Annotated in this window: 22 protein-coding genes; 6 read left to right on the forward strand and 16 right to left on the reverse strand. The window is 51.2% G+C overall.

Annotation, left to right across the window (positions count from 1 at the left end):
• Positions 1–115: 115 nt before the first annotated feature.
• Positions 116–994 carry a LysR family transcriptional regulator gene (locus HMPREF9469_RS13860; protein ID WP_007862926.1) on the forward strand — a complete coding sequence of 293 codons (879 nt, stop codon included), beginning with the start codon at positions 116–118 and terminating at the stop codon, positions 992–994.
• Here the strand turns inward: HMPREF9469_RS13860 and HMPREF9469_RS13865 are convergent.
• From HMPREF9469_RS13865 to HMPREF9469_RS13875, 3 genes are all read right to left on the reverse strand, one after another.
• Positions 981–1,433 carry a hypothetical protein gene (locus tag HMPREF9469_RS13865; RefSeq protein ID WP_007862928.1) on the reverse strand — a complete coding sequence of 151 codons (453 nt, stop codon included), beginning with the start codon at positions 1,431–1,433 and terminating at the stop codon, positions 981–983. The two genes, HMPREF9469_RS13860 and HMPREF9469_RS13865, sit on opposite strands and share 14 nt — an antisense overlap.
• Positions 1,434–1,572: 139 nt before the next feature.
• A complete protein-coding gene (locus tag HMPREF9469_RS13870; protein WP_007862929.1) occupies positions 1,573–2,271 on the reverse strand; it encodes a metallophosphoesterase in 699 nt (232 codons plus the stop codon).
• A gap of 25 nt (positions 2,272–2,296) precedes the next feature.
• Positions 2,297–3,181 (reverse strand): PhzF family phenazine biosynthesis protein, encoded by an 885-nt coding sequence (locus HMPREF9469_RS13875; protein ID WP_007862930.1) that lies wholly within the window; start codon positions 3,179–3,181, stop codon positions 2,297–2,299.
• 272 nt (positions 3,182–3,453) lie between these two features.
• On the opposite strand from HMPREF9469_RS13875, the gene HMPREF9469_RS13880 reads away from it, so the two are divergent.
• A complete protein-coding gene (locus HMPREF9469_RS13880) occupies positions 3,454–4,575 on the forward strand; it encodes a cell wall hydrolase (protein ID WP_007862931.1) in 1,122 nt (373 codons plus the stop codon).
• A 45-nt stretch (positions 4,576–4,620) separates the two neighbouring features.
• On the opposite strand, the gene HMPREF9469_RS13885 is transcribed toward HMPREF9469_RS13880, so the two are convergent.
• The 4 genes from HMPREF9469_RS13885 to HMPREF9469_RS13900 are packed head-to-tail and all read right to left on the reverse strand — an operon-like array spanning position 4,621 to position 9,868.
• Complete coding sequence (locus tag HMPREF9469_RS13885; RefSeq protein WP_007862932.1) at positions 4,621–6,810, reverse strand: alpha-galactosidase; 2,190 nt, start codon at positions 6,808–6,810, stop codon at positions 4,621–4,623.
• A gap of 30 nt (positions 6,811–6,840) precedes the next feature.
• Positions 6,841–7,662 (reverse strand): carbohydrate ABC transporter permease, encoded by an 822-nt coding sequence (locus tag HMPREF9469_RS13890; RefSeq protein WP_007862933.1) that lies wholly within the window; start codon positions 7,660–7,662, stop codon positions 6,841–6,843.
• A complete protein-coding gene (locus HMPREF9469_RS13895) occupies positions 7,662–8,534 on the reverse strand; it encodes a carbohydrate ABC transporter permease (RefSeq protein ID WP_007862934.1) in 873 nt (290 codons plus the stop codon). The genes HMPREF9469_RS13890 and HMPREF9469_RS13895 overlap by 1 nt, the downstream gene beginning before the upstream one ends.
• Positions 8,535–8,536: 2 nt before the next feature.
• Positions 8,537–9,868 (reverse strand): ABC transporter substrate-binding protein, encoded by a 1,332-nt coding sequence (locus HMPREF9469_RS13900; RefSeq protein WP_007862935.1) that lies wholly within the window; start codon positions 9,866–9,868, stop codon positions 8,537–8,539.
• A gap of 198 nt (positions 9,869–10,066) precedes the next feature.
• Between HMPREF9469_RS13900 and HMPREF9469_RS13905 the strand changes: the two genes are divergently transcribed.
• Entirely contained in the window at positions 10,067–11,851 is a 1,785-nt protein-coding gene (locus HMPREF9469_RS13905; RefSeq protein ID WP_007862944.1) for a sensor histidine kinase, read from the forward strand.
• On the forward strand, positions 11,832–13,244 hold the full coding sequence (locus tag HMPREF9469_RS13910; protein ID WP_007862952.1) for a response regulator: 1,413 nt from the start codon (positions 11,832–11,834) through the stop codon (positions 13,242–13,244). The genes HMPREF9469_RS13905 and HMPREF9469_RS13910 overlap by 20 nt, the downstream gene beginning before the upstream one ends.
• 76 nt (positions 13,245–13,320) lie before the next feature.
• On the opposite strand, the gene HMPREF9469_RS13915 is transcribed toward HMPREF9469_RS13910, so the two are convergent.
• From HMPREF9469_RS13915 to HMPREF9469_RS13945, 7 genes are all read right to left on the reverse strand, one after another.
• Positions 13,321–14,166 (reverse strand): sugar phosphate isomerase/epimerase family protein, encoded by an 846-nt coding sequence (locus HMPREF9469_RS13915; RefSeq protein ID WP_007862964.1) that lies wholly within the window; start codon positions 14,164–14,166, stop codon positions 13,321–13,323.
• A gap of 57 nt (positions 14,167–14,223) precedes the next feature.
• Positions 14,224–15,246: a Gfo/Idh/MocA family protein gene (locus HMPREF9469_RS13920; RefSeq protein ID WP_007862966.1), complete on the reverse strand. Its 1,023-nt coding sequence runs from the start codon at positions 15,244–15,246 to the stop codon at positions 14,224–14,226.
• Positions 15,247–15,257: 11 nt separating this feature from the next.
• Positions 15,258–16,202 (reverse strand): ABC transporter permease, encoded by a 945-nt coding sequence (locus tag HMPREF9469_RS13925; protein ID WP_007862968.1) that lies wholly within the window; start codon positions 16,200–16,202, stop codon positions 15,258–15,260.
• The gene (locus tag HMPREF9469_RS13930) at positions 16,192–17,715 is read right to left on the reverse strand and encodes a sugar ABC transporter ATP-binding protein (RefSeq protein WP_007862969.1); all 1,524 of its coding nucleotides are present in this window, start codon (positions 17,713–17,715) and stop codon (positions 16,192–16,194) included. The genes HMPREF9469_RS13925 and HMPREF9469_RS13930 overlap by 11 nt, the downstream gene beginning before the upstream one ends.
• Positions 17,716–17,823: 108 nt before the next feature.
• Complete coding sequence (locus tag HMPREF9469_RS13935; protein ID WP_007862970.1) at positions 17,824–18,927, reverse strand: sugar ABC transporter substrate-binding protein; 1,104 nt, start codon at positions 18,925–18,927, stop codon at positions 17,824–17,826.
• A gap of 92 nt (positions 18,928–19,019) precedes the next feature.
• The gene (locus tag HMPREF9469_RS13940) at positions 19,020–19,832 is read right to left on the reverse strand and encodes a sugar phosphate isomerase/epimerase family protein (protein ID WP_007862971.1); all 813 of its coding nucleotides are present in this window, start codon (positions 19,830–19,832) and stop codon (positions 19,020–19,022) included.
• A gap of 12 nt (positions 19,833–19,844) precedes the next feature.
• Positions 19,845–21,038, reverse strand: a complete 1,194-nt coding sequence (locus HMPREF9469_RS13945) for an ROK family transcriptional regulator (RefSeq protein ID WP_007862972.1) — start codon at positions 21,036–21,038, stop codon at positions 19,845–19,847.
• A 337-nt stretch (positions 21,039–21,375) separates the two neighbouring features.
• Here HMPREF9469_RS13945 and HMPREF9469_RS33785 point away from each other — a divergent pair, with 337 nt between their 5' ends.
• Together HMPREF9469_RS33785 and HMPREF9469_RS13950 are read left to right on the forward strand one after the other, a co-directional pair.
• On the forward strand, positions 21,376–21,549 hold the full coding sequence (locus tag HMPREF9469_RS33785) for a TetR/AcrR family transcriptional regulator (RefSeq protein ID WP_322746755.1): 174 nt from the start codon (positions 21,376–21,378) through the stop codon (positions 21,547–21,549).
• Between the two features lie 4 nt (positions 21,550–21,553).
• Positions 21,554–22,165 (forward strand): class I SAM-dependent methyltransferase, encoded by a 612-nt coding sequence (locus HMPREF9469_RS13950; protein WP_007862973.1) that lies wholly within the window; start codon positions 21,554–21,556, stop codon positions 22,163–22,165.
• On the opposite strand, the gene HMPREF9469_RS13955 is transcribed toward HMPREF9469_RS13950, so the two are convergent.
• Complete coding sequence (locus HMPREF9469_RS13955; RefSeq protein ID WP_007862974.1) at positions 22,152–23,537, reverse strand: GntR family transcriptional regulator; 1,386 nt, start codon at positions 23,535–23,537, stop codon at positions 22,152–22,154. The two genes, HMPREF9469_RS13950 and HMPREF9469_RS13955, sit on opposite strands and share 14 nt — an antisense overlap.
• Before the next feature lie 126 nt (positions 23,538–23,663).
• Complete coding sequence (locus tag HMPREF9469_RS13960) at positions 23,664–25,349, reverse strand: methyl-accepting chemotaxis protein (RefSeq protein ID WP_007862975.1); 1,686 nt, start codon at positions 25,347–25,349, stop codon at positions 23,664–23,666.
• Positions 25,350–25,483: the final 134 nt, after the last annotated feature.

The following is a 25,483-nucleotide window of genomic DNA, read 5'->3' on the forward strand; positions in this document are numbered from 1 at the left end:
TATATTTTATAACTCATTTTCGCTTGAATGTAAAATTCAAAAATGTTATAATCTATAAAAATCTTTTATAGTTAATGATTCAATTTATTTTTAGGAAAACATAGGAGGGGGAGAAATGAATACGGTTCAGTTAGAATGTTTCCTTGCCGTGGCAGAATACCTGAATTTTTCCAGGGCCGCAGAATCCCTGAAAATCACACAGCCTGCGGTAAGCCATCAGATCACATCCCTGGAGGATGAGCTGGGCGCCAGGCTTTTTATACGCACCAGCAAAAATGTAACCCTGACCGAAGCTGGTTTTATGTTTATGGAGGATGCTTCCAGCATAATAAAAATCGCCTCCAGCGCGAAAAACAGGCTGGGGGCGGGTTTTAATGATTCCCTGTTTCTTACCATTGGCTGCCATAATCAGTCTGAACTGAACATACTGCCTCCGGTCATAGAAAAGCTGGTAAAGCAGTTTCCCACCCTCCACCCTTCCATAAAGCTGATACCCTTTAAGTCCATGGCCAATCTGCTGGAAGAAGAACGCATCCACGTGATGTTCGGCTTCCACCAGGAGGAGATGAAGGGAATGCCCGGGCTGTTCCATGAACTGGGAAAGCTGCCCGTGTCCTGCGTGTGCAGCCCTGACCATCCCTATGCCGGACGCGGTTCCCTCAGCGTCCGGGAACTGCAGGGTCCCATGATTCTGTGCGAGCCCCATCGTCTCCCCCACTCCATTGAGCAGCTCCAGATGGGTATTTCCACAGCCCGGCATCCTTCCCAGCTTTACTTTGTGGATGGATATGAGAGCATATTGGCCCTGGTAAGGTCCGGGCTGGGCTTTTCCCTGCTTCCGTCTTACCCCGGCTGTGAAGGGAACGGACTGCGTTATGTACCGGTGACAGGGATCGACCCTGTTGTCTTCGGCCTGTTCCACAAGGGACTGAAGGGTAACCCGGTGCTGAAGGAATTTGTGCGGATCATGGACCACGAAATCACCACAAACTGATATCGTCATTTCCAATGGTTGGGGACGCAATCCCCCGTTTTCTGTTCACCTCGTAGATATTAAGTGTGTGGAATACCTGGGGTTTCTCTTCATATCCCACTGATATTTTTATTTCCCCGGCAGTGACATAATCCACCTTAAACAGCAGTTCTTCCTCCTCATCCTGGTAAAGGCCCAGTTCCTTCAGCCTGTTCTCCAGGAGATAGCAGGCTGCTTGCGGATCGATCTGGGGTTTCGGCTCCCAGGCACCGGTCCGGGAATCCAGGCAGTACCATGTTCCATCGATCATGTTCCAGCCCGTCAGCCGCTCCTGCCCGTCTTCGTAATACCACTGTCCATCCTGCTCCTGGACCCATCCGGCCGCCCATGCCGCCTGTGTGCTGCATACCAAAGACAGTGCAGTTGCCAGAAAAAATACTCTGATCTTATATATGCCCATGTTTTAATCCTCCCCTGCCCCGTGTTGCCGGCCTGACTTTAAAGATACCCTGTAAGCATATCATTAAAAGATAAACTTCATATAAATTCAGACAGGACAGAATATAAAATCATAAAATATTCACATTTCATATCCTATTCTATTCCAGGATCAGTCCGGGTTTGAATTTCAGGTAGTCCGAGGATACCAGACTGTATTCAATCCCATTTACCTCACCCTGAAAGCTGTCCTGATACCTGGCAGCTCCATGGCAGTGGGAGTAGACCACCTGACTGGCTCCATATTCCTCAGCGGTCCGCGTAAACACGCTTTCCATCTCCCCGATACTGGTGGGGGGATAATGCAGGAACATGATAAACTTCCTGAAACCTCCGGCAACCGCCAGCTCAAATGAGATGCGCAGCCGTTCCAGCTCCCGTTTTACCAGCTTCTCATACTGCTCCGGCGTATCCCTTCCCTCATAACAATATCCCTTTGTTCCAACCAGGGCGTACTCCCCATACATGTAATAATTATTCTGGAGAAATGACAGACTGCCCTGGTACAGATCATTCAGCTGACAGGTCTTTTTAGCGTCCCAGAACATATCATGGTTCCCCCTAAGCAGGATCTTCTGCCCGGGCAGTGAGGCGATGAAATCCAGGTCAGCCCTGCATTCATCCATGTTCCGGCCCCAGGAATGGTCACCGGTCAGGACCACTGTGTCCTGTTCACGGATTCGCTTTTTCCAGTTCTTCTCTATCTTTGCCACATGGTTTTCCCATTCCCTTCCATAGATACTCATGGGCTTATCCACCGTAAAGGACAGGTGCAGATCACCGATTGCATATAGACTCATCTTCTCATCTCCGTTATCGTTCTGGTCAGTCTCCTATGGTCCAGGGGCACTCCCCGGCGTAGAGACTGCACTCCATACACAATTTCCCGCTGCCGCCCACCCGGATCTTCTCCCCTGTGATTCTGGTATAAATCCGCGATTCCTTTCCCATCGTTTCTCCCTGGACAAAGGTATTGACAGCCCCGTCTTCTATAATCCCATTCCGTCTCAGATAATAAGTCAGAGCGCCGTTGGATGTGCCTGTGGCTGATTCCTCCGGTATTCCAACCAACGGAGCAAAGTTCCTGCAATAGGCCGTGCCCCCATCTGATCCGCCCAGACAGAACATATGGATCCCCACGGCCCGGTACTGCTTTGACAGTGCTGCAACTCTTTCCTGGTCCATGACAGCTTTGTAAAGGCTCTCCCTGTCTTTTACCGGGAGGAGTATATCGCACAGCCCGGTGCTCACAATACCAGGCACCAGATTCCCGGGTGCGGATGACAGGTCAAGGCCATATGCATCGTACAGCTGTCCCCTCTCTCTGGCGCTGAACTCATATCGGTATTCAGGCTCTGCCATATCCATCCATACCATACGGCGTTCCAGGGAAACAGCCAGTTCGCCCGCCAGGGTCCCTGCCCGATATTCCCCTATATGAATCCTCCCCGTATCCCGCATGGCTGCAAAGGAAGCGATGGTGGCATGTCCGCACAGCTCCACCTCCGCTTCAGGAGTAAAATACCGGATGTCAAACATATCTTCCCCTGTCTGTTTCACAAAGGCGGTTTCCGAATGCTTAAGCTCCGCTGCCAGGCTTTTCATAAATGACTCCGGCGGGAACGCCTCCTCCTTATCAAGCAGTACGACACCTGCCTGGTTCCCTTTAAATAGTTCTTCCGCAAATGCATCTACCACATATATCTTCATCTTTCCCTCCGGCCGAAACGCCCATTGCTCCAGGTATGCGATCATCCGGCGCTGAAACGAGGCCTCTGGAGATTGCTCAACAGAGGCCCGGTATTTATCTTCGATTTATTTATCATAACAAATCCCAGCTGTAAAATCAATGATGACAATCTTCGGCTTTCATCGGCCAAACTTGACAATCACGGAAAAGATTGTTATAGTATTTTCGTAACACTTTTGTAACAATTGTAATGGACTGTAAATACGGATACATTAAGAAAACCGAGGTTTTTATGAAACAGAATTGGAACCGTTCCAGCAGAAGAACTACCATACTTACCTTGACGGCAGCGGCCCTTCTGGGTCTGAGCGTATTTCCCTCTGTCTGTCCGCCAAGGTCAGCTGCTTTTCGTCCACACCAGATCGCTGCGGCCCCAGGTACGGAGCCTGCCAAACCTCAGGCCTCCATTGAACCCATGCAGGTTCCCCTCTCTCTTGCACCGGCCCCTTCTGAGTATGATAATAAAGCCGTGGCCAATGTCACGGATGTGTTAAATTTAAGGGCTGAACCCTCCACCGAAGGAAAGATCCTGGGAAAGTGCTACCGCGGCAGCGGCGGTGTGATCCTGGAGCAAAAGGATGGCTGGACCAAAATCCGCTCCGGGAAACTGGAGGGATGGCTTAAGAACGATTACCTGGTATTCGGGCAGGACATCAAGCCCCTGGCCAAGGAACTGGGACTTTTTACAGCCAAGGTTACCACACAAACGCTGAATGTGCGTGAGGAACCTTCCACAGAGTCCGCCATCGTGGGCCTTGCTGCCGGGGATGACTATTATCCTGTTTTGGAGGAAAAAGACGGATGGGCCAAGATCCAGCTGGCCTCTGACAGCAGCGGTTATGTATCCACCCAGTATACAAAGATCAGCGTGACTCCCGGCAAGGCAGTCAGCATAGAAGCGGAACAGGCTGCGCTGAAAGCAGCCGAACAGAAACAGGAAAAAAAGCAGGAAAAGAAAAAAGAAGAGGAAAAGCCAAAATATGTGATCAAAGCTTCCGATGATGAGGTTTACCTGATGGCAGCCTGCGTCATGATGGAATCCGGCGGCTATTCCTATGACGGACAGCTGGCCGTGGCCAATGTGATCGTCAACCGTGTCAAATCAGGGCGCTGGGGCGGTTCCATAACAGATGTGATCTATGCCCAGGGCCAGTTCCCCGGCGCCTCATCAGGTCTGTTGGACAAGTATCTCACCAAGGGACCCTCAAAAAGCGTGCTGAAAGCGGTCAAAGCCGCTCTGTCCGGCACCAATAATATAGGGGATTACCTTTTCTTCCAATCTACCAAAGCTGCTGATTACGGCAGCTACTCCTCCTACACGGTGGTGGGAGGCAATTGCTTTTATAAAAAATAGCGGGCAGGTCCCCACTTTTGTGAAAGACTTGCCCACCTGGAAAACTTATCCTGCGCAAAGGGTAAACACCCGGGCCTCATTGTCCGCCTTGATCACCGGCATGGGAAGCCCGGCATACATAAGTGCGGCCCCTGAACATCTCAATCCCAGCTCCGGTATCTCATACAGGCTCTGTTCCTCAAGGCCCTTAAGCTTTATGTAGATAATGCCCTTATTGGCCCCGGAAACGCGCTGTACATAGGCCACCACCGCGGCCTTCTTATCAGCTGACACGGACATAAACGCCGTGTACTCCCTCTCCTTTTCAGGATCGGTCAGACGATAGTGATCCCCATGGGCACAGACCAGCCCGTGATCCTTATAATACCGTACCTGCTTTCTCACGGCCTCCTGTTCCTCCTCTGACAGCAGGTTCAGGTCAAGTTCATACCCAAAGGTGCCAAAGTAGGCCAGAGCAGCCCTTGTATCAATGGAAACCGTTCTCCCGGTCTGCTGGTTGGGGCATTCCGAGACATGGGCGCCCATGACAAACGGCGGATAGATCATGGAGGTGCCGTACTGGATCAGGATCCGCTCCATTGCATCCGTATCATCAGAACACCATATCTGAGGCATGTAATAGAGGACTCCCATATCAAATCTTCCGCCGCCTCCGCTGCACCCCTCAAACCGTACGCCGGGGAACGCCCTGGTCAGCTTGTCCATGAGCCGGTAAAGGCCCAGCACATACCTGTGGCAGAGTTCCCCCTGCCTGCGGGCCGGGAGAGCTGCTGAGAATCGGTCCGTCATGCTCCGGTTCATGTCCCATTTGATATAATCGATCCCGGCATCCTTAAATTCTTCGTAGAGCTGTTCAAAGACCTGGTCCACCACTTCATCCCTGCTGAAATCCAGAATCAGCTGATACCTCTGCCTGGTGGGTTTCCTGCCCGGGATCCGGATGCACCAGTCCGGATGTTCCTCATAAAGCCGCGAGTCCTCATTTACCATCTCAGGCTCGATCCAGATGCCGAACTTCAGCCCCTTTTCGTGGATCCTCCGGGCAAACCCGGGGATGCCGCTGGGCAGTTTATCCAGATTGCACTGCCAGTCTCCAAGCCCCCTGTACTCATCCGTCCTTCTTCCAAACCAGCCGTCATCCATCACAAACATTTCAACGCCCAGTTCCTTTGCCTTGCCGGCTATGTCCACCAGCATCTCCTCGTCAAAGTCGATCATGGTGGCTTCCCAGTTGTTGATCAGGACCGGACATCTCTGGTCAATGAACTGCTTGGGGATCAGGTGATATTTGACGGCGCGGTGGAAATTATGGCTCATTCCCGTAAGTCCCAGGGCGCTGTATGTCATCACGGCCTCCGGCGTCTCAAACACACCGCCTGTCTCAAGCTCCCAGTACAGGGTCTCCGGATTCACCCCTGCCACCAGCCTGGTCTGCTTAAAGTCATTGACCTCCACTGTGATCGCAAAGTTCCCGCTGTAAACCAGAGCGATTCCCCAGCAGTCCCCCGAATCCTCCGTGGCACCGGGGGCACAGAGCACTGTGGACGGATTCTGATAGTGGCTGGATATTCCCCGCACACTGTCCACAGTGATCTTACCGTGCCTTACAGGCGTTCTCTCCGGGCAGCGCTCATGTCCCCAGCTTCCGTAAAAGCTGATCATGTCCATCTGGTCCGTGGGGAAGGAAATGCAGGCGGAGTGGGCTGCATTTACATATACGGTCCCCTTTCCCATGTTCCTGATCCTGGCACACCGGGTGATGATGTCATGTTCTTCCAGCACGCCGTAGACAAGGGTCACCTCCATATCCGTATAGGGGTCCCGCAGCAGCACCTCCAGCGTCTTCCAGGAACCGTCCTGTTCTCTCAGGGAAGGCATTCCATTCAGGCTGTATTTCCCTTCCATGATCCTGTGTGATACGTATCTTAAATCAATGCAGTTGGAGCCGTCCCCGTTGATCACGCTCACTGCAGCCACCTTAAAATCCGACACTCCGAATCCGGGGTACTCCTGCTCGATCAAATCCAGGCTTATGGTCCTGTCCTTTTCAGCTTCATGGGGATTGGCTTCAAATCCGTGGCGGATCCTGACCGGAAGGTACTCCGCTGTGTCCGGGATCCGTCTGCCGTAATAGAGATGTTCCAGAAAACCAAACTCCGCCACGCGAAACTGGTAGGTGGTATTCCGGGTGTCCAGCCGGAATACCTGTTTTTCTTTATCATATATGATGCTCATGTGTTACCTCCGATCGTCTGCTGAGAGCTCCTACTTAATGGCGCTGTCCACCATACCCTGTATGAAGTATTTCTGAAGGAACAGGAACACCACGATCACAGGAAGGATTCCCAGGAATGCCGCTGCCGCCGCCCCGTTCACATTTGCCGAATCAGCTGAGAAAAAGCCTGCAATGGCCAGTGTGATGGTCTTGATCTTAGGCGACTGGAGCAGATATAAAGCAAATTGATAGTTGTTCCAGCAGTTCACCCCGGTGATAATGACCACAGAAGCAGTCACCGGCTTCAGCTGGGGCATGATGATCCTGAAAAATGTCTGGAACGGGCCGCAGCCGTCAATGGCCGCAGCCTCCTCAAGGGCAATGGGGATGCTGCTTATAAAACTGGAAAACAGAAAAATGCTGGTGGGCAGCTGGAAGGTAAGCAATGTTACGATCATGCCCCAGTAGGAGTTGATCCCCTGCACCTTTGCCATAAAGGAGTAAAGAGGAACCAGGATACTTAAAGGCGGGATCATCATCACACCCATAATAAATCCTTTTACCAGATTGTTCATCCTGTTTCTGTTCCTGGCAATGGGATAAGCTGCCATGGCGCCCACCACCACGATCAGGAGAATGGAAATGCCGCTGATGATAACCGTATTCTTGAGGGCCAGCAGCATTCCGCCCCGTTCCAGGGCTGTGTATATGTTCTTCAGGTACACATAACCCGGGAACGCCCATCTTGAGGAGTGGTCGTAAGGAGATTTGAATGCAATGGCAAGCACCATGTAAATGGGCACAAAATGAATGACAATGATAACAAATGCCAGGATATATTTCCAGGTATTGGACCGCTTGGAGCTTTCCATTACACATCCACCTCCTTCCTGTCAAAGTATCCCATTACCACATTGCTGATGATCATGATCAGCAGGAATGAGAAGATCCCGACGGCAGACGCATAGCCTGCGGACTGGGCTGAAAAGTACTGGTTGGTGACCAATGTGGACAATGAGTGGGTACTGAACCCTGGTCCCCCGCTTGTAAGGGCCATGACAAGGTCAAAAAGCTTCAGTCCTCCGATCAGGTTCAATATGGTGGAGGATGAGATGGCCGGCATCAGAAGGGGAAGCGTCACATGGCGAAACCGCTCCCAGAAGGTAGCCCCGTCCAGCATGGCTGCTTCATAGTACATGGACGGCACGTTCTGCAGGCCGGCCAGATAGATGACCATGGCAACGCCCACAAACTGCAGGGAATTGACCAGGACAATGATCACAATGGCGTAATTGCTGTTCACCAGCAGGTCCACGGGCTGCATGCCCAGAGCGATCAGTATATCATTGACCGCCCCTCCGTCATACTGGAAAAAGAAGTACATGATGTAGCCCATGATCAGCGGGGCGATCATGACAGGCATGTAGATAATGGTGCGCACCAGGGAACGGCCCTTGAATTTTGTGTTTAAGAACATGGCATAACCAAGCCCTAATATATTTTGGATGACCGTGCTCATGATGCCGTAAATCAATGTGTTGACAAGGGCTGTTTTTACATTTGCATCCTGGAACAGCCGGATGTAATTCTTAATCCCCACATATTTCATGCTCTGTGAGTATCCGTTCCAGTTGGTAAAAGAAAGACGGATACCCTGGATAAAGGGATAGATCACAAAAACCAGAAACAGCAGGATTGCCGGCAGGTAAAACAGATTGATGACTGAATTTTTCCGAACCTTCATATTTACTCCTGTGCTTTCTTTTCCTCATAGCTGGACTTCATCTGGTCTACAGATATGGTCAGGGCATCGGACTGGCCTGAAAGGAGGGTGGCTCCTGTCACGCAGAGATCGTTCCACATGCCGCTTGGCAGGTACTTTCTGTCAAAATAAGGGATGTTCAGGATGGAACTGTCCGTTGAATACTTGTCATAATATGGCGCCAGTCTTCCTGTGTCGCTTTCCACATTGTCAAGTCCGGAGGGCATACCGCATTTGGTTGCCAGGTAGGAGCAGATATCTTCACGTGCAAGGAAATCCATAAACTGCTTCACTTCCTCGGGATGTTCTGTGGTCTTTGACATGCCCACTGCAAAATGCTCGCCTGTCATCAGCGCCTGCTTAAGGCCCTCTTCCCTGGCTGGAAGCGGCATAAAGCCCATCTCCGTGTCCGGATTCTGTACATAAGTCTCGGTGATGCCGCTGGCTGCCGTGAACATAAATGCTGCCTTCTCAGCTGCCAGTGCCTTGATCCCTGTCATATAATCAGCGGTCACGGCATCTGTGTTAAAATATCCCTTCTGTCTCCAGGAATCGATCATTTCCACTACGGTGTTCCATTTGCTCCAGTCAAAGCTTCCGTCTAAAAGCGCCTGCTGGTTGGCCTCGTCCTGGTTGGTGATCAGGGTCGGGGCTACGAAATCCATCATGTTTCCAATGGTGTAATTATCTTTTCCGCCCAGCTGGATGGGTGTTTTTCCCGCTTCCTTGATCTGCTCGCAGGCTGTCTCAAAATCAGCCCATGTCTTGATATCATCCACATTCACTCCAGCTTCCTTCAGCACATTCACGTTATAGATGATCCCTGTCAGGTCCATGTCAATGGGAAGGGTAAACAGGTTTCCATCCTGGTCCGTGATCTGCTCCTGAATACTGGGTGAGATGTGGGAGGCAAAGGAAAAATCATTTAAGGGCGCCAGGTATTCCGCATATCTGGCCACTGCCCAGCCATGGGTCGTCCATGCATCGGGGAGCTGGTTGGATGCCATCCTGGTTTTCATAATATCAGAAAAGTTGCTGCCTGGCATCACTGCCTCCACGCCGATCCCTGTTTCCTGGGTAAACTGCTTGCATACCTCCTGTACGGCGTCACTGACCGCCTCGCCGTTTAAGTTGTACAAAAATTCAATGGTCACGCCTGTGGATGCCGCCGCCTCCCCCTGGCTATCTTCCTTCTCTCCCGCCTTCTCAGCTGACGTCTGCTCTGCGGTCTGCACCGGCTCCTCGGGAGCTTTGGAGCATCCTATCATATTGACTGCCATCAGGCCCGCAAGGGCCGCTAACGCTAATTTCTTCATAAATTTCCTTCTCCTTTTTACACTGTGTTTTTCAGCCGGCTTTCTTTGTAGCTTAAGTCTATCACACCGGGTCCATTTTCATAAGGTACCCAAATCTACACTTTGAAGCTCATTTCTATCCTGGGGCTGAAAAGAATTGCTAAACAGGTCTGATCTGTGTAGAATAAACATGTAAGACATACCCTGGGAGGATTGGTTGTGATACGCCTGAAAAAAAGACAAAGTTTCCAGAGCCGCCTGCTGGCCCTGTTCCTTATAAGCATTGTGCTGCCCATTGTCATCTTATCCGCTGTGCTGGCCTGCTATTTCCAGAACCGGATCTATGAAGACAATGACAAATACTTTTCCACCTCGCTCTATTCCGTCTCCACCCATTTAAGCACCTATGCCTATGACTTAAAGCGACTGACCCTGACCCCTTATATCTATGATGATATACTGAATTTTTACACGGCCGTTGACAATGGGAACTATACCCGGGACGGGTCACGGGATTACACCATTGAGCGCTACCGGCAGAACTACATCACCGCCCTGCAGCGCATCCTGATCACCGCCAGGGAGGATATTCTTGCCGTGTCCTTTGTGCCCGCAAACCCGGACAACCACATCATGGTCACCACCACAAAAAACAGCGACTTTATAGACAATACCGAGTATGCCTATGAGTCGGAGGCCTGGTACCAGAATAATCTGGACCACGACCAGCCCTATGACTTTATTGTATCGGATTCCCCTGTTTACCTTGGCTCGGACAGGGCTGTTATCTCTGCCGTGCACACGGTGAGGAATGTGTACACCAAGCGGAAGCTGGGAGTGATACGGATCGATGCCTCGGACAAGATCATAAAGGATATCTTTAAGAATGTAACGCTCAGTGAGAACTCGGGATTTGTCATTGTGAACCAGGATGGAAACCTGGTCTACCAGGTGGGAAAGGTGGAGGAGGATGTGATCCGCGAACTCCCCCTGGCCGGTCAGACGATCCGGACCGGAAGCGATACCTATGACCTGTATAAAAGTGAGATCTCAGGAATGCCGTGGCAGCTGGTGTTTGTCTCCTCCCGCAGGGATACAGCCAGAGAGGTGTCCATTATATGGAGCCTGGCCGCGGCCTTAAGCCTGGCATCCATCATCACCGCGTACTTTATTTTCCGCTCCAACTCCCGCCGGACATCCCTGGCCCTTAACTCCATCCTGGAGGTGATGCAGGAGGTTGCAAAGGGAGACTTAAACACATCCGTGCCCGACACGGTGCTCCTTAAGAATGATTCCTTTAACACAGAGGAATTTTCCCTGATCGCTGAAAACTTAAACGAAATGATACAAAAGCTGCAGCTCTACATTGACCGCTCCTACAAGTATGAGATCAGCCGTCAGGAAGCGGAATACCGGGCGCTGCAAAGCCAGATCAATCCCCATTTCCTTTATAATACGTTAAACTGCTTTATTTCCATGAACCGTCTGGGAATGAAAAAGGAACTGGAGGACAGCATCATACAGCTGACCAGGATATTCCGCTACACCTGCAACAACGCCAAGCTGACCACGGTAAAGGAGGAGTTCGCATTCTGCACCCAGTACTGCCAGCTTTTGAAAATGCGCTATGACGAGCGCCTGACCTTCCACTGCCAGGTGGAGGAGGAGGCTGCCGGGATCTCCATTCCCCGGCTTCTCATCCAGCCTCTGGTGGAAAACGCCATCAAGCACGGCATGGATACGGAGGGGATCTCCATTATCATCTGGATCACGGCCTCTGTCCGCGACCGCGCATTGATCCTGGAGGAACGCAACAACGGCGTCCCCATTCAGGTAGACGCCGTTTATGCAGAGGGAAAAGTAGGGATCCGCAATGTGGAAAACCGGATCAGGATGATCCATCCCCAAGCGGTATTTGAGATCGGTCTGGAGGATGGGATCACATCCGTCATTATTAAAATACCTTTGGAGGAGGATATGGAACATGAAGATCATATTGGCTGATGACGAACGTCTCACCCGGCTGGGACTTAAAAATATGATAGAGGAGCTTTATCCTGACGCCCATCAGTTTCTGGAGGCATCGGACGGTGAAAAACTGCTGGAAATGCTGGAACAGGAAACCCCTGACCTGATCTTCCTGGACATCCACATGCCCAGGCTCACCGGGCTGCAGGCATTTTCAAAGTTCAGCGCCAGAAGGATACCGGTTGTCATGCTCACCGGATACGCTGAATTTGCCTATGCCAAGGAGGCGTTAAAGCTGGGCGCCCTGGATTATCTGCTAAAGCCGGCCAGCCTGGACGAGGTGCAGGCCACCATGGAAAAGGCACTGGCCATCTGCCGGGAGCGGGAGGCGCTGCTGAAAAAGGACTATGAACTGGAGTTTGAAAAAATCCTTGACCTTTACACCACCATCGGCTTTTTGCAGGCCCCCAGGTTTGTCCTGCCTCCCTACACTGTGCTGCTCTTTTATTTTGACCACTATGAACAGGAGACCTTCCGAAGGGACCTGGATGCTCTGAGCACTGTTCTATCCCGCATCTGTAAACGCCGCAGGGCGCTGTCCACCATCTCGTTTTTGTCTACCGGTGAGCTGTGCTTCCTTGCCAGCGCCTCCATTACAGCGGACGAGTTTATACCGGATCTGAAATACTTTAACGAGACCTGCGGGTGTATTGCAACCGGGTTCTATGCGTCCGCTGACGGGCTTTCCTCACTGTTCGGACAGATCGAGTCCATCCAAAAGGAGGAAAGCCTGCGATACTGCGTCTGCCTGGGGTCTCTGATCTCTGATAGGGAGCGCGCCGCCCACAAGGAGCTGCTGCCCTTTTCCGGCCTTTTGGAAAAGCTTCTGCTGGCCCACCGGGCAGGGGACAGCATGGAATTTCAGAAACTGATCCCGCAGCTGGACCAGTTTTCCCATCAGGACAGGATCCTGTCCCTGTGTGATCCTTCCCTGAACCGCATCCTATCCCTTGAATCCGGCGAAGATGTCCATATCCGCTCCTACAGCCAGCTCACAGAGCTTTTAAAGCAGATGATCTCCGGCCGTCAGACCGTGGACCTGGTGGACAGGATCAATGCCTATGTGGATGAACACTATATGGACCAGATCGGCATTAACACCATTGCGGACATGATCGATATCTCCCCCAATTATCTCAGCCGCATCTACAAGCTGAAAACAGGGGAAAATTTCATTGACCATCTCACCGGTGTCAGGATGAAAAAAGCCCGGGAACTTATGTCCGGCGGGCAGACATCCAGTGTCCGGGAAACGGCTGAGCGGGTGGGGTATTTCAGCACCCGGTACTTTACCAAGGTATTCCTCAAAAATACCGGGATGCTGCCATCGGAATATATGAAACGTTTTGTTTTGAGCCTGGAAAACTAACAGCCGGACCCTTCATCTTTCCTTGCCCCTTCATCCTTCCTTGCCCCTTCATTCTTCCTTGCCCCTTCATCCTTCCTCACCCCATCATCCCGCATATCCGGTCCACCGCCACCTTATTGGAGACAATGGAGACCTCAGGAAACTGCTTGTAGTTAGGGAGCATTTCCAGGGTCAGGTAATCATTGTAGCCCACTGCCCTCAGAGCCTCTGTCACCTTTACAAAGTCCACGTCCCCTGCAAAGAGGTCGGTAAAGGCTCCCAAGCCTGCCTGGCCGGTGCGGTAATCGGATAAATGGATCTTCCTGATCAGGCTTCCCAGGATCCCGATCCAGTCCTCGGGGTAGCCCACATACATGATATTGCCCACGTCAAAGTAGACTCCCATGGCGGGAGAACCCACATCCTGCACCAGTCTCTTCATCTCCAGGGGGGAGAGGAGGAAACGGTTCCACACATTCTCGATCCCAATGGATACCCCGGCGCGTTCAGCCAGGGGAGCCAGGGACCTAAAGGCTTTGACGCAGCGCTCATAGGCCACGTCATAGCGGATCCGCTCCGGTTTGGAGGCAAAGTCGCAGCCCACATAACCGGGTACCACAAGGATGGTATCCGCTCCCATGAGGGCAGCGCATTCAATCTGTTTTTTTATAATATCCTCTGCCTTTTGCCGGATGGACGGGTCGTTGGACACAAGGTTGTTCTCCCACAGGGACCATACCCCCACGCTGGGTATCTCCAGCCCTGTGTCCTGTGCCATTTTTTTTATCTCCAGTATTTCCCGCTCCGATGTGTTCTGGTTTAAATATCCATTCTCGCTGAGGACAGGTTCCACTCCATCATATCCCGCCTGTTTGACCAGTGGAAACAGATGCCTTAGATCCGCATCCTCTGTAAAAGAAAACATACTGACTCCGGTTTTCATTCTTCCCTCCTATTATATGAAATGCACTCTCGGAATATAGTCCGGGAAATTCCCCGACTACACCGAAGCCTGCCTGTCATAATCCACCTCTGCCTTTTCCCCTGTTTCCAGGGAGGTCTTGATGGCTTCCATGGTGCACAGCACCTCCCGCACCTGTTCCACTGTGATGATGCCTGATTCGCACCTGCGGTCAATGCAGTCCACAAAGTGTTCCAGCTCAATCTCATAGGCGTCCCTGAGGTTGACGGGAAGGGTAGTTATGGCGCCGTTTTCGTAAATCCGCGTCTCCCGTTTGGAGGATGCCACATCCTCCAGGTTATGCCCTGCCTTCATGGCGTACTCATAGGTCTTTTGGCTTCCCACCAGCCGCAGCTCCATAGTGAAGGGATATCCCTTTTCCATCTCGATCACTCCCTGGACGGAGGCGGAGATGCCTGATTCAAATGTCAGCATGCTGCTCACATAGTTCCAGCATCCGTCTTTGTTCTGCTTTCCGGACGCGTACACACTCTTGACCCTTCCAAGAAGCCAGCACAGGTAGTCCACATCATGGAGATGAAGGTCCAAAAGCCCGCCTCCGCTGTTCTGGGGTTTCCTGTACCACTGGCTCCAGGCGGGGTGCTCCGACATGCGGGCTGCAAACACATAGTTCAGTTCACCCAAACTTCCTTTCTCATACATTTCCTTGGCATTCACATATTCCGGCCAGAACCGCAGCACCTGGCCAACCATCATCAGGACCCCGGCCTCCTTTACCGCCTTCATCATACGCTCCAGGGAGCTGACCTCAAGGGCCACCGGCTTTTCACAGAATATGTGCTTCCTGTGCCTGGCGCCCATAAGCACATACTCCTCGTGAAGAAATGTGGGCAGGCATATATCCGCCACATCAAACTGACATTCCTCTAACATCTGGTGAAAACTGCTGTAGTACCTGCAGTGATACTTTTCCGCAAACGCTCTTCCCAATGTCTCGTTCTGATCACACACAGCCGCTATCTCAGCATTACTGATATTCTGGTAGGCGGTTCCATGGGTTCCTCCCATAAAACCGGCTCCTAAGATTGCTATTCTTACCACTGCCCTACCTCCTATTTCTTCTTAATATTATTTATATTGCTCAGCACCACCGCGCAGACAATGATGGCTCCGGTGATAATGGTCTGGATATAGGTCTCCACCTGGAGAATGTTCATGGCATTGCTGATAACGCCCATGAGCACGCAGCCCAGAAACGCTCCTGAGACAGTCCCCTTGCCTCCGTCAAATGTAACTCCGCCAATGATGGCCGCGGTCAATGCGCTGGTTTCATATCCGGTTCCAGCATTGGCGGTGATGGAGTCGATCCTGGCTGAAAAGATCACCGCTGCTATGGCGCAGAAAAAGCCGGCAATGGCATAGATAATGATCTTATACCTGGTAACATTGATACCAGACAAAAAGGCATTTTTCTCATTGCCGCCAATGGCCACGATGCGTCTTCCAAACTTGGTCTTGTTCATGAGGAAATATGACAGCATGACCATTGCGGCCAGCACAAACAGCATTACCGGAAATACATCAAACAGCTTTGTCTTTCCAATGGCATTAAATGCACCCCCAAAGCTCATGATCCTGCCTCCCGATATGGTCAGCGCCAGCCCGTAAAACACCTGGCTGGTCCCCAGGGTAATGATCAGGGGGATGCACTTGCTTTTCGCGATCACAAACCCGTTGAGCACTCCGCAGGCGACCGCTGCCCCGATCCCGGCCGCAACAGCCAGAGGGATATTCCTGCTTGTGTTGATGATCTGTGCCATGACAACCCCTGACAAAACCATGATATTCCCCACCGACAGGTCAATGCCTCCGCTGATCAGCAGCATACTCATAGCCATTGTCAGGATACCGATCACGGAAATCTGCTGAAAAATGGTTATGAGGTTTTTGACTGCGATGAATTTCGGATTGATCATGGACACCACCGCAATGATGGCCACAATTACAAATGCCAACAGAATTCTTTGGTCTTTTAACAGTTTTTTCCTATTGTTCATCTTTTTTCACCCCTAACGCTCGTTTAATAATCTCCTGCTCCGTGATCTGTTTTCCGGTAAGCTCACTGTCCACTGCACCGTTTCGGATCACAAGCACCCTGTCGCTCATGGAGATCAGCTCCGGCATATCCGAGCTGATCATGATAATGCATTTTCCCTGTTTGGTCAGCTCAGACATCTGCTTATAAAATTCCGCCTTGGCATTCACATCGATCCCCCTTGTGGGTTCATCGAATATATAGATCTCCTGCTGCGCAAACAGCCATTTTGCCAAAACCACCTTTTGCTGGTTTCCGCCTGACAGGTAAACCGCCTCTGTCCACACACTGGGGGTTTTTATCCTCAGTTTCTGTACCAGGGGTTCAATGAGGCGCGGATGCTTTTTTATATCCACCAAAAAGCCCTTGATCTGTTTCCCCAGTCCCACAATGGTGGCATTTTCCAGCACACTGATATGGAGCATCAGGCCCAATCCCTGCCGGTCCTCGGTAATGTGGGCAAACCCATGTTCAATGCTTTCCCTGGGATTGCGGATCACTACTTTTTTGCCGTTGATCAAAACATCTCCCCCGTATTTGGGGTCCGCACCGGTGAGAGCCCTTACGATCTCTGTCCTTCCTGCTCCCACCATGCCGGCAAATCCAAGGATCTCCCCTTTTCTCACCGCAAAGCTGACCTTAGGCCCCTCCTTTTTCAGCTGCAGGTCCCTGACCTCCAGCATCACTTCCCCGATCTCATGCCTTTCTTTCTGGTAAAAGGTGTCCACGGGACGGCCCACCATGTCCCGGGTAATGACGGAGAGCTCAATGTCCCTGTTTGTATTTTCATATGTATTTACAACAGCCCCATCGCGGATAACCGTGATACGGTCCGCGATCTGCCGAATTTCTTCAAGATAATGAGAAATATATATAATTCCGATCCCCTTGGCCGCTATGGTCTGTGCCAGCTGCAGGACCTTGGCCGCGTCTTCCACATTAAACATGGACGTGGGTTCATCCATGATCAGTACCCTTGGCTCAATGGAAAGAGCCTTTAATATCTTCACAAACTGCTGGTCGGACACGGACAGGTCCTCGATCTTTGTCAACGGGTCGATGTGGATCTTCAGGTCCTCCATCTGACGCCTTGTCTCCTCCAGCATGGCCTTAAAATTCACCAGGCCGAACCGGTCCGCCACTTCATTTCCCACATAAATGTTTTCCACCACATTCATACTGGGAACCAGATCATTTTCCTGATATACAATATTGATCCCCAGCTCCTTGGACAGGGTGGGTGTCAGGGTCCTGTAATCCTTTCCGTCAATACAGATCTTTCCGCCGCTGGGAGTGTAGGCGCCGCTGAGCACCTTCATCAATGTGGACTTTCCGGCCCCGTTCTCCCCCACCAGGCAGTGGATCTCTGATCGGTACAGATCAAAAGTGATACCGGACAGCGCATATACGCCTGAAAACTCCTTGACAATATCCTGCATTTCAAGGATCGGCTTCTCCCTATAATCAACATTCATTCGTATCACCTCCTGTAACTCTCAATAAAGCTGCCTGAAGGTGCAATGATTTCTCAAACACGCCATGAGGCAGCTTCATAAATTTCTTACTTGGTCCTGATCGATCCTTTACTTGCCGTATACATAGTCGTAAGCAGCTGCATAGTCATCCCATGCAATGAACTCGTCCAGCTTGTCCGCAGATACAGGCACGATGGGAAGGGAAACAAATTTCTCAGGTGTCTTGCCCTCTACCACGGCATCATACAGGTTCTTAAAGGTCTGAACGCCCTGGATGGATACGGGGGCTGTCATATTAGCAGCCTCCACGCCGTCTTGAAGCATCTTATAGTCGTCCGGTGAACCGCCTGTGGAGACAATGGGGATGTCCGCCATATCCGCATCCTTTAATGCCTGATAGCAGCCCTGGGCCATCATGCCGTTGTTTGCGAAAATGTAATCAAACTCCTGTCCTGTGGAAATAAAGTCCGTGGTTACATTGTACGCCTTGTCTGTCAGCCAGTCGCCGTGAAGGGTTGCAACCACTTCCACCTGGTCGCCCAGATCCGCCAGCGCGCGGTCCACGCCTTCCTGGTACTTCTCATATACGCCCGCGCCTTCCTGGCCCGCGCAGAAAAATACCTTTGCCCCTGGTTTTGTCTCAGCAATATACTTCATGGCCGCATAACCGATCTGGTCATATTCGCAGGCCACGGAAGCTATGTAATCCCCGGGATCATCAATATCCATTGCAAAGTTTTCAATGGTAACCGGGATATTGGCCTCGTTGGCCATCTTTACAAGCTGTGCTCCCTGCTCTGTGGAGATAGGGAATATGGAAATGCCGTCCACCTCCTGCTGGATCAGGGATTCCATGGCTGTGATGGATTCCTCCAGACTGTTCTTGGAATCCAGGACAATGGTTTTTACCTCCACATCCGCCTGTGAAGCAGCGTACTCAAATGCTTTGGAAGAATACTCGTTCCAGATATCCGTATTGTCGTAAGCAATGTAGCCGAATGTGTAGCTGTCCTTGGCTGCTTTTGCCTCCCCTGTGGTCTCCTCCGGGGCGGTATCCCCGGACTTGGCTGCCTCAGTGGTCTCCTCCTTGCTCTCCTGGCTCTGTGCGGCTGTTGTGGCTGCCGCCGGCTCCTGCTTTGCCCCGCATGCGGCCATGGATGCCACCATGGCACCGGCCATCAGAAGCGCTGTTACTTTTTTCATCTTTCTCATGAATGATCCTCCTTCATATTCTATCTGATACACCTGACAGGCTCCATGATCCCATCGGCCCCTGGAAACGTCAGGATGTAACGATCTCCCTGTTACAGTTCAAATCCCTGACATTTTAAGTAGGCGGCTGATTCCATGACAGCCTGGTTTACCGCTTCCAGACTTCCCGCGCCCTCAGGCGTAAATTCAATCTCAATGCTGAAGGGGCAGCCGTTCCCCGCCAGGGAAAGCTTTTGGAAGATCTGTGAAAAGTCCACATTTCCTTTTCCCAGAGCGGGAAAATTCCATTCCTTTATCTCCCCGGCTTTATCCTTTAAATGGATGAATTTCACATCTGCCATGCAGGTGTCAATATCCTCCTCGGGCTTCACCTCTCCATAATAGATCACATTGGCCGTGTCATAGTTGATCCCCACCAGTGGCGAACCGATGCGGTCCGTTATCTCCTTTAATATGGTCCCTGTGGCATGTTCCCCATGGGTCTCTAAAACCAGGGTAAGGCCGCATTCCTCCAGGTATGGGAGCAGCATCCTGATATGCTTTGCCACCAGCTCAAGGGTTGCCTTTTCCCTGTCCTCCAGGTGTGCCTCCCCCACGGAGGAGACAATATAGTCACAGCCGAAAAATGCAGCCAGCCTGATATTCCTTATAAAATCCTCCAGGCGTTCCCGGTCCATCAGGTTGCAGTGTCCACTCATGGCAAAGGGCACCAGCTTAAGTTCCTTCATCTTTTCCCTGATACCGTCCAGATACTCAAATGTCTGGCTTGGGAACACATGCTCGGTCCACCCCTTGGTGGCGGTCAGCTCCACGTAATGAAATCCTGCCGCAGCAATGCCTTCCAGGGCATCCTCCACGCTGTAACCGTGGTAGCAGTTGGAATTAACTCCTATGGTCCGCTTCATACCATATCCTCCTTAATACAAAAATAATTTTCCCTTCATATCTTCCATAAAATCATAGTGGGTGTCCATAAAATACTTGGCCGCCCCCCGGAATACCGCATCCTCCCTCAGTGTGGTAAAACGGATATCAACGTCCTCTACAAACTGACGGAACCCCACGGTCTTCACCCGTTCCAAAACCCGTTCCAGATACAGATCCCCAAGCTTGCGCCCCATTCCTCCGATGATAATGGTATCCGGGTGGAACATGGTGATGAGATTGCCCAGGCCAAAGCTCAGATCATCCGCCAGCGCGCGGATCAGGCGAAGCGCCCCCGGTTTTCCCTGCTGTGCCAGCTGCCCCACATGGCGGAACAGGATCTGCTCCGTTCCCTCAAATTCCTCCAGGGCATTGCATTCCAAGGCACGTTTTGCCAGCACGATCTCTCCGATCCGGTTCTCCAGACATCCCCGGTTGCCGCAGCTGCATGGCTCGCCGTCCCGGTCAATGGAAAAATGTCCGAACTGGGTCCCCATACCGGTGGCCCCTCTCAGGATATTCCCATTCTGGATCAAACTGGCACCCACGCCTTCATTGATGTTCAGGTACACATAGTTCTTAATATCCACATTGCCAAAGGCGTTCTCCGCATAGGCCAGGCAGGCCGTATCGTTGAATATGGCCAGGGGAAGATCCTTTACCTGTTCCCTTAGACCGGTCACCACCTGGTCGTCCACGCCCAGGGACAGGACCATGGAAATAATCCGTTTTTTTTCACTGTCAATAATACCCGGGATCACGAGACAAATCCCCAGCACATGCCGTTCCCCGCAGTGCCTGTCCATAAAATCCTTGGTAATGGACCAAATCCGGACCGCCGGGTCCTCCCCCTCTGCCGGAGCCGTCTCCTCCAGTATCTCAACCTCGAATCCGGCGGAAACCAACGAAACCTGGATGGTGCGCTTTCTCCAGTTGAGAACAATGACACAATCCCTCCTGTCATTTACCGCCAGGCTGTTGGGCCTGCGCCCCTGGCGCTTGCTCTCCACCGCACCCTCATCCACAATACGGCCTTCCTGGATCAGCTCATCCACAAGGGCTGAAACCGTGGTCTTGCTCAGTTCGGTCCTGGCAGCCAGATTCACTCTGGAAATCCCCGGGTTCTCTGAGATCAGCATATATATCTTTTTTTTGTTAACGGCTTTTATCACTTGTTGGTTAATCATGGTATATTCCTCTTGATCTGCATTAATATGATTTAGTTAGTCCACTGGACTAATTAACTGGATTATAACATCCATATCTTATTTTTGCAAGCATTATGTCTATAAATTTTTGATTAACAGTATGTGTTTTGGGTAGTATTAACAGACAGGACGTTGATTACGTAAAAGAATCTGATATGGAGATATTTTCTCATTAGATGGTTAACGAACTATTTTATCAACTGGGCGCTTGAAGAAAGGGGGACATTCATGTTAAATTCAAACCAGTGTTTCATAACAATGTTTTGGATCATCCAGAAGGTGATGTAGACTCTCACATAGATGGCTGTGCCAAGATCTGTATCAGGGGGTATCCCTGCGCTCCATTGCCAGGCAGGCCCGGACAAGCACCGGTTCTATCTACACCCGGCTTGGGGACAAACACGGTCTGTTCCTGGCCCTGGTCTACCATTCGGTCAAGGAACTTCTTATATGGTGCATACCGCCAAAAGGGCGACAGAATGGAGGATAAGATAATGAATAAGTTTTTTCAAAACACATGCAAACCCCAGGGGGCTGTGGGAAAACTGATGGTGACCATGATGAATAAGGGGCATGCCGGCCTGGCTGGCTGGGGGCTTTCCCATCTCGCCCTGAGAGACGGAATGGATATACTGGATATTGGCTGCGGAGGCGGGGCCAATCTGGCCGCCATGCTCTTGGCCGCACCTCAAATCAATGCCGTGGGCATGGACTACTCCTCCGTAAGTGTGGAAAAATCCAGGCAAACCAATAACGCGGCTGTTCGGGCCGGCCGCTGCCGGATCATCCAGGGAGATGCCTCTGCCCTGCCCTTTGAAGGCAATTCCTTTGATCTGATCACTGCCTTTGAGACTGTCTATTTCTGGCCGGAACTGGATTCCTGCTTCAGGCAGGTCTGCCACACCCTGCGCACCGGCGGAATTTTCCTGATCTGCAATGAAGAATCAGATCCCAAAAACGACAGATGGTCCAAGCTGATTCAGGGCATGACCATTTACAGCGGGGAGGATCTAAAAGACCGTCTGGAAAAGGCTGGTTTTGCGGATGTCTCCTATGAATATGAAGAAAAACGCCATTGGCTATGTATCACTGCTAAAAAAGCATGACCCCGGCCTTCTCATACTCGCGTTCCATCAGTTCTTTCCAATGATCCGCAAACTTTTCCCACTGCCCTTTTTTCAGGTACTCAGCCGCCGCCCAGGTCATCTGAGCATATTCCTCCTGCAGACGCTGTTCACCGGCCCGGTATAATACAAAGGGATATCCCCACACCAAAAACTCCTCCAGCCTGACGTAGCATTCCCTTACCGTGGCCAGCGGACACTGGCTGCGGATAAAATCAATTGCCAGTTTAAAGCAGTACTGGCACTTGTGCCTGTTAACTATATCCGCAAATTTCTCTGCCAGGCGCTGGCGTTCCTCCGGTTCCACATGCTCCAATGTGTAAAGGAATACCGGGCGCACAGTCAATGCCATGAACTGCAGGCTGTCCCGGTAGAGACGGAATCCCTCCCTTATCTCCGGCCGTTGAAAATCAATTGACCCTGTGGTCATTAAGACCCGGGACCCCTTTCCCTGGTAGGAGTGGATGATCCCAAGGCTGTTGAGGATACTGACGGCCCTGCGTAAGGTCCGGTATGATACATCCAATTGTTCTGACATGGTGGGCAGGGACGGCAGGAAGCTTCCAATTGGATAGGTTCCTTTTATGATCTCAAAAATGATTCGGGACACCAAGGTATAGCAAAGCTGCGGCCTCTGCCGGTATACACTCCACCGGAAAGGAATCTGCTCCCTGCCCTTTAAGCCGTATCTCTCCTCCGCCTGGGAACAGAAAGCCAGCAGGCGCTTTAAGCCGCGGCCGAAATCCTCTTCAAAGGCCGCCCTCATAAACACGGTGTCATTCTCTTCCCCATGGGTCAGTAACTCCCTGTCCCTTTCCCGATGCGCATCATAACCGGACAGATAGGGAAAGCGGATATACCGGAGAAGTTCCCAATAAAAATTAAGGATCAGTTTGTTCTGCAATGCGGCAAAGGCGTAGATATGCAGACGGGTGGAGACAGACAGATCCACGTTTGCCGCCTGGGCCAGTTTTTGCTTTAGCCTCCCCCATGTCTCCTGATCAAGGCTGCCCTGGGCGTATTCCCAGATCGGTTCAATGAGCAATCTGCCGGAATGGCAAAAATCCACCATTCCCTCCCGTCTTGGCACGAAATACAGAGCAGCGTTTTCATTAATACGCTCGTCATTTACCTGGTATATGACCTTTGCCGCTTTTCTGGACTCGATCCTGATATATCCCTTCTCCTCCAAACGCGAAAATGCGGCCCGCACTGTCCGGGGAGCCATCTGAAAACTTTCTCCTATTTTGGAAATGGAGGGCAGCAGCTCACCGTACCGGCACGCCCCCATTAATATCCTAGTCTCATAATAATCGCAGACCAGATTATAGATCATGTTCTCGCTGTCTGTCAAAGATTTTCTCCCCTTTATCTTTTTTGTGGCTTTTATTATATCATACAAAAAATGCAATAAAAAGAAAAACATCTCTGGACGTTATCAAAGATACCGTTCACCAAAGATGTCTTCTTTTCTGCAGGTCTATGCGCCTTCTTCCAGCTTAAAGTAATCAACTAATCCCCTTAGAAACTGTGCCTGGGAGGACAGTTCCTCGCTGGCCGCAGCGCTCTCCTGCGCTGTGGCGGAATTGGTCTGCACCACCCCGGATATTATATTGACCGATTCGGAAAGCCGGAGGATCGCATCCGACTGATCCGTGGAAGCTTCCGCAATATCATTAAGGGAATCCGTCACGCCCTCAACTCCCCGGACTACTTCAGTCAGGGAAACCGCTGTCTTATTTGCGATCTTCTTTCCATCCTGAATGGTCTGAAGGGAGCTTTCGATCAATGCAGCCGTGCTCTTGGAAGCAGATGCGGATTTATCCGCCAGGCTGCGCACCTCTTTTGCCACCACTGCAAAGCCTTTCCCCATTTCCCCCGCCCGCGCTGCTTCCACAGATGCGTTCAGGGCAAGAATGTTGGTATGGAATGCAATGTCCTCAATCGTCCTCATAATTGTTCTGATCTCACCGGAACCTTTACTGATCTCTGACATTGCGCCCAGAAGCTCCTCCATACAGACGCTGCTCTCCAATACCTTTGACCGGACCATACCGGATCGTTCACTGGAGTTCTTTGCATTTTCCGTGTTTCTGACCACCTGATCCGATATGTTTCTGATGGTGCCGGAAAGCTCCTCCACCGATGCAGCCTGCTCCGTTGCCCCCTGGGCCAGGGTCTGGGCCCCCTGGGAAACCTGTTCGGATCCAGCCGCCACCTCTCTGGCCGACTGGTTGATCTGAAGCAGGGTACTGCTTAACCTGCTGTTGATCTTTTCCACGGAGACCAGCATCTGATTCAGGTCCCCCAAATAGCGCTCTTTCTGATTGCTGCGCACCTTTAAATTTCCTTTGGACATTTCAGACAAAAGATATGTTTCATCCTGAATGACCGAAGACAGCGTGGCAACCATGCTGCGCATATCATCCGCAAGATTTCCCAGTTCATCCTTTGACCGGTATGTAATCCGTATGGCGGAAAAATCCCCTTCGGACAGGCTGCGGGCCGCCTGCTCCAGTTCCCTGACCGGCTGTGTAATGCCCCGCGCAATACAGAATCCAAACCCGGCGCTGATGATTATACCTGCAATTCCCAGCACGGCCATTGATGTCACTGCATTGATCTGCCGCTCCCTCAATCCCGCAACCAGGACTTCCCCCTTTGTGTTCCCATTCTCTATCAGGTGGTTCAGCTCTGTCTGTGCTTCCCTGATCACAAGGATATTGTTCTTTTCCATGTAATCAGCCGCTTCCGCTTTCTTATTCCGGCTTGCCAGGTCCAACACCTTCTCCCGCATGGGCGTCAGTTTTGTGAGAGCCGCATCCAGCCGTGCAATGATCTCCTTATCACCCATAAAGTGCTGTTCGATGACCGGAAGCTGCTCCTGGATGGCCCGGGCCGCGTCCTCTGCGTTTTCCATTGCCTCGTGTATGATCTCAGGGTTTGTATTGGATATGGATCTGTAAACGGATTTCTGCATTCCTTCAAAATTTGCATTCACAATATTGGCGCTGCTGTTAACCGTAAAGGGACCATTGTAAAATGTCTGGATCTGTCCCCCCAGCTTCACCAGATCCACAATACTAACCACACATCCCGCGATCAGCATGGTTATGATGACCGCATACGAGATAAATAACTTATTTGCTACCTTAAAGTTTTTCATGGCTCTCCCGCCTCCGAATTTTTATTCGTATTCTAATGCATATATGGACAGAGTTTTGCATTAAAATGATTATAGCATGAATCAAGATCATAGACAACAACAGAAAAATACCGAAAAAGCACAAAGAAAAAGCG

It is taken from the genome of [Clostridium] citroniae WAL-17108 (assembly GCF_000233455.1).
Classification (GTDB): domain Bacteria; phylum Bacillota; class Clostridia; order Lachnospirales; family Lachnospiraceae; genus Enterocloster; species Enterocloster citroniae.

Bases quoted from the DNA above. Each gene is read 5' to 3' on its own strand.
- HMPREF9469_RS13860 (WP_007862926.1), top strand. From the start codon at position 116: ATGAATACGGTTCAGTTAGAATGTTTCCTTGCCGTGGCAGAATACCTG.
- HMPREF9469_RS13865 (WP_007862928.1), bottom strand. From the start codon at position 1,433: ATGGGCATATATAAGATCAGAGTATTTTTTCTGGCAACTGCACTGTCT.
- HMPREF9469_RS13870 (WP_007862929.1), bottom strand. From the start codon at position 2,271: ATGAGTCTATATGCAATCGGTGATCTGCACCTGTCCTTTACGGTGGAT.
- HMPREF9469_RS13875 (WP_007862930.1), bottom strand. From the start codon at position 3,181: ATGAAGATATATGTGGTAGATGCATTTGCGGAAGAACTATTTAAAGGG.
- HMPREF9469_RS13880 (WP_007862931.1), top strand. From the start codon at position 3,454: ATGAAACAGAATTGGAACCGTTCCAGCAGAAGAACTACCATACTTACC.
- HMPREF9469_RS13885 (WP_007862932.1), bottom strand. From the start codon at position 6,810: ATGAGCATCATATATGATAAAGAAAAACAGGTATTCCGGCTGGACACC.
- HMPREF9469_RS13890 (WP_007862933.1), bottom strand. From the start codon at position 7,662: ATGGAAAGCTCCAAGCGGTCCAATACCTGGAAATATATCCTGGCATTT.
- HMPREF9469_RS13895 (WP_007862934.1), bottom strand. From the start codon at position 8,534: ATGAAGGTTCGGAAAAATTCAGTCATCAATCTGTTTTACCTGCCGGCA.
- HMPREF9469_RS13900 (WP_007862935.1), bottom strand. From the start codon at position 9,868: ATGAAGAAATTAGCGTTAGCGGCCCTTGCGGGCCTGATGGCAGTCAAT.
- HMPREF9469_RS13910 (WP_007862952.1), top strand. From the start codon at position 11,832: ATGAAGATCATATTGGCTGATGACGAACGTCTCACCCGGCTGGGACTT.
- HMPREF9469_RS13915 (WP_007862964.1), bottom strand. From the start codon at position 14,166: ATGAAAACCGGAGTCAGTATGTTTTCTTTTACAGAGGATGCGGATCTA.
- HMPREF9469_RS13925 (WP_007862968.1), bottom strand. From the start codon at position 16,202: ATGAACAATAGGAAAAAACTGTTAAAAGACCAAAGAATTCTGTTGGCA.
- HMPREF9469_RS13930 (WP_007862969.1), bottom strand. From the start codon at position 17,715: ATGAATGTTGATTATAGGGAGAAGCCGATCCTTGAAATGCAGGATATT.
- HMPREF9469_RS13935 (WP_007862970.1), bottom strand. From the start codon at position 18,927: ATGAGAAAGATGAAAAAAGTAACAGCGCTTCTGATGGCCGGTGCCATG.
- HMPREF9469_RS13940 (WP_007862971.1), bottom strand. From the start codon at position 19,832: ATGAAGCGGACCATAGGAGTTAATTCCAACTGCTACCACGGTTACAGC.
- HMPREF9469_RS13945 (WP_007862972.1), bottom strand. From the start codon at position 21,038: ATGATTAACCAACAAGTGATAAAAGCCGTTAACAAAAAAAAGATATAT.
- HMPREF9469_RS13950 (WP_007862973.1), top strand. From the start codon at position 21,554: ATGAATAAGTTTTTTCAAAACACATGCAAACCCCAGGGGGCTGTGGGA.
- HMPREF9469_RS13960 (WP_007862975.1), bottom strand. From the start codon at position 25,349: ATGAAAAACTTTAAGGTAGCAAATAAGTTATTTATCTCGTATGCGGTC.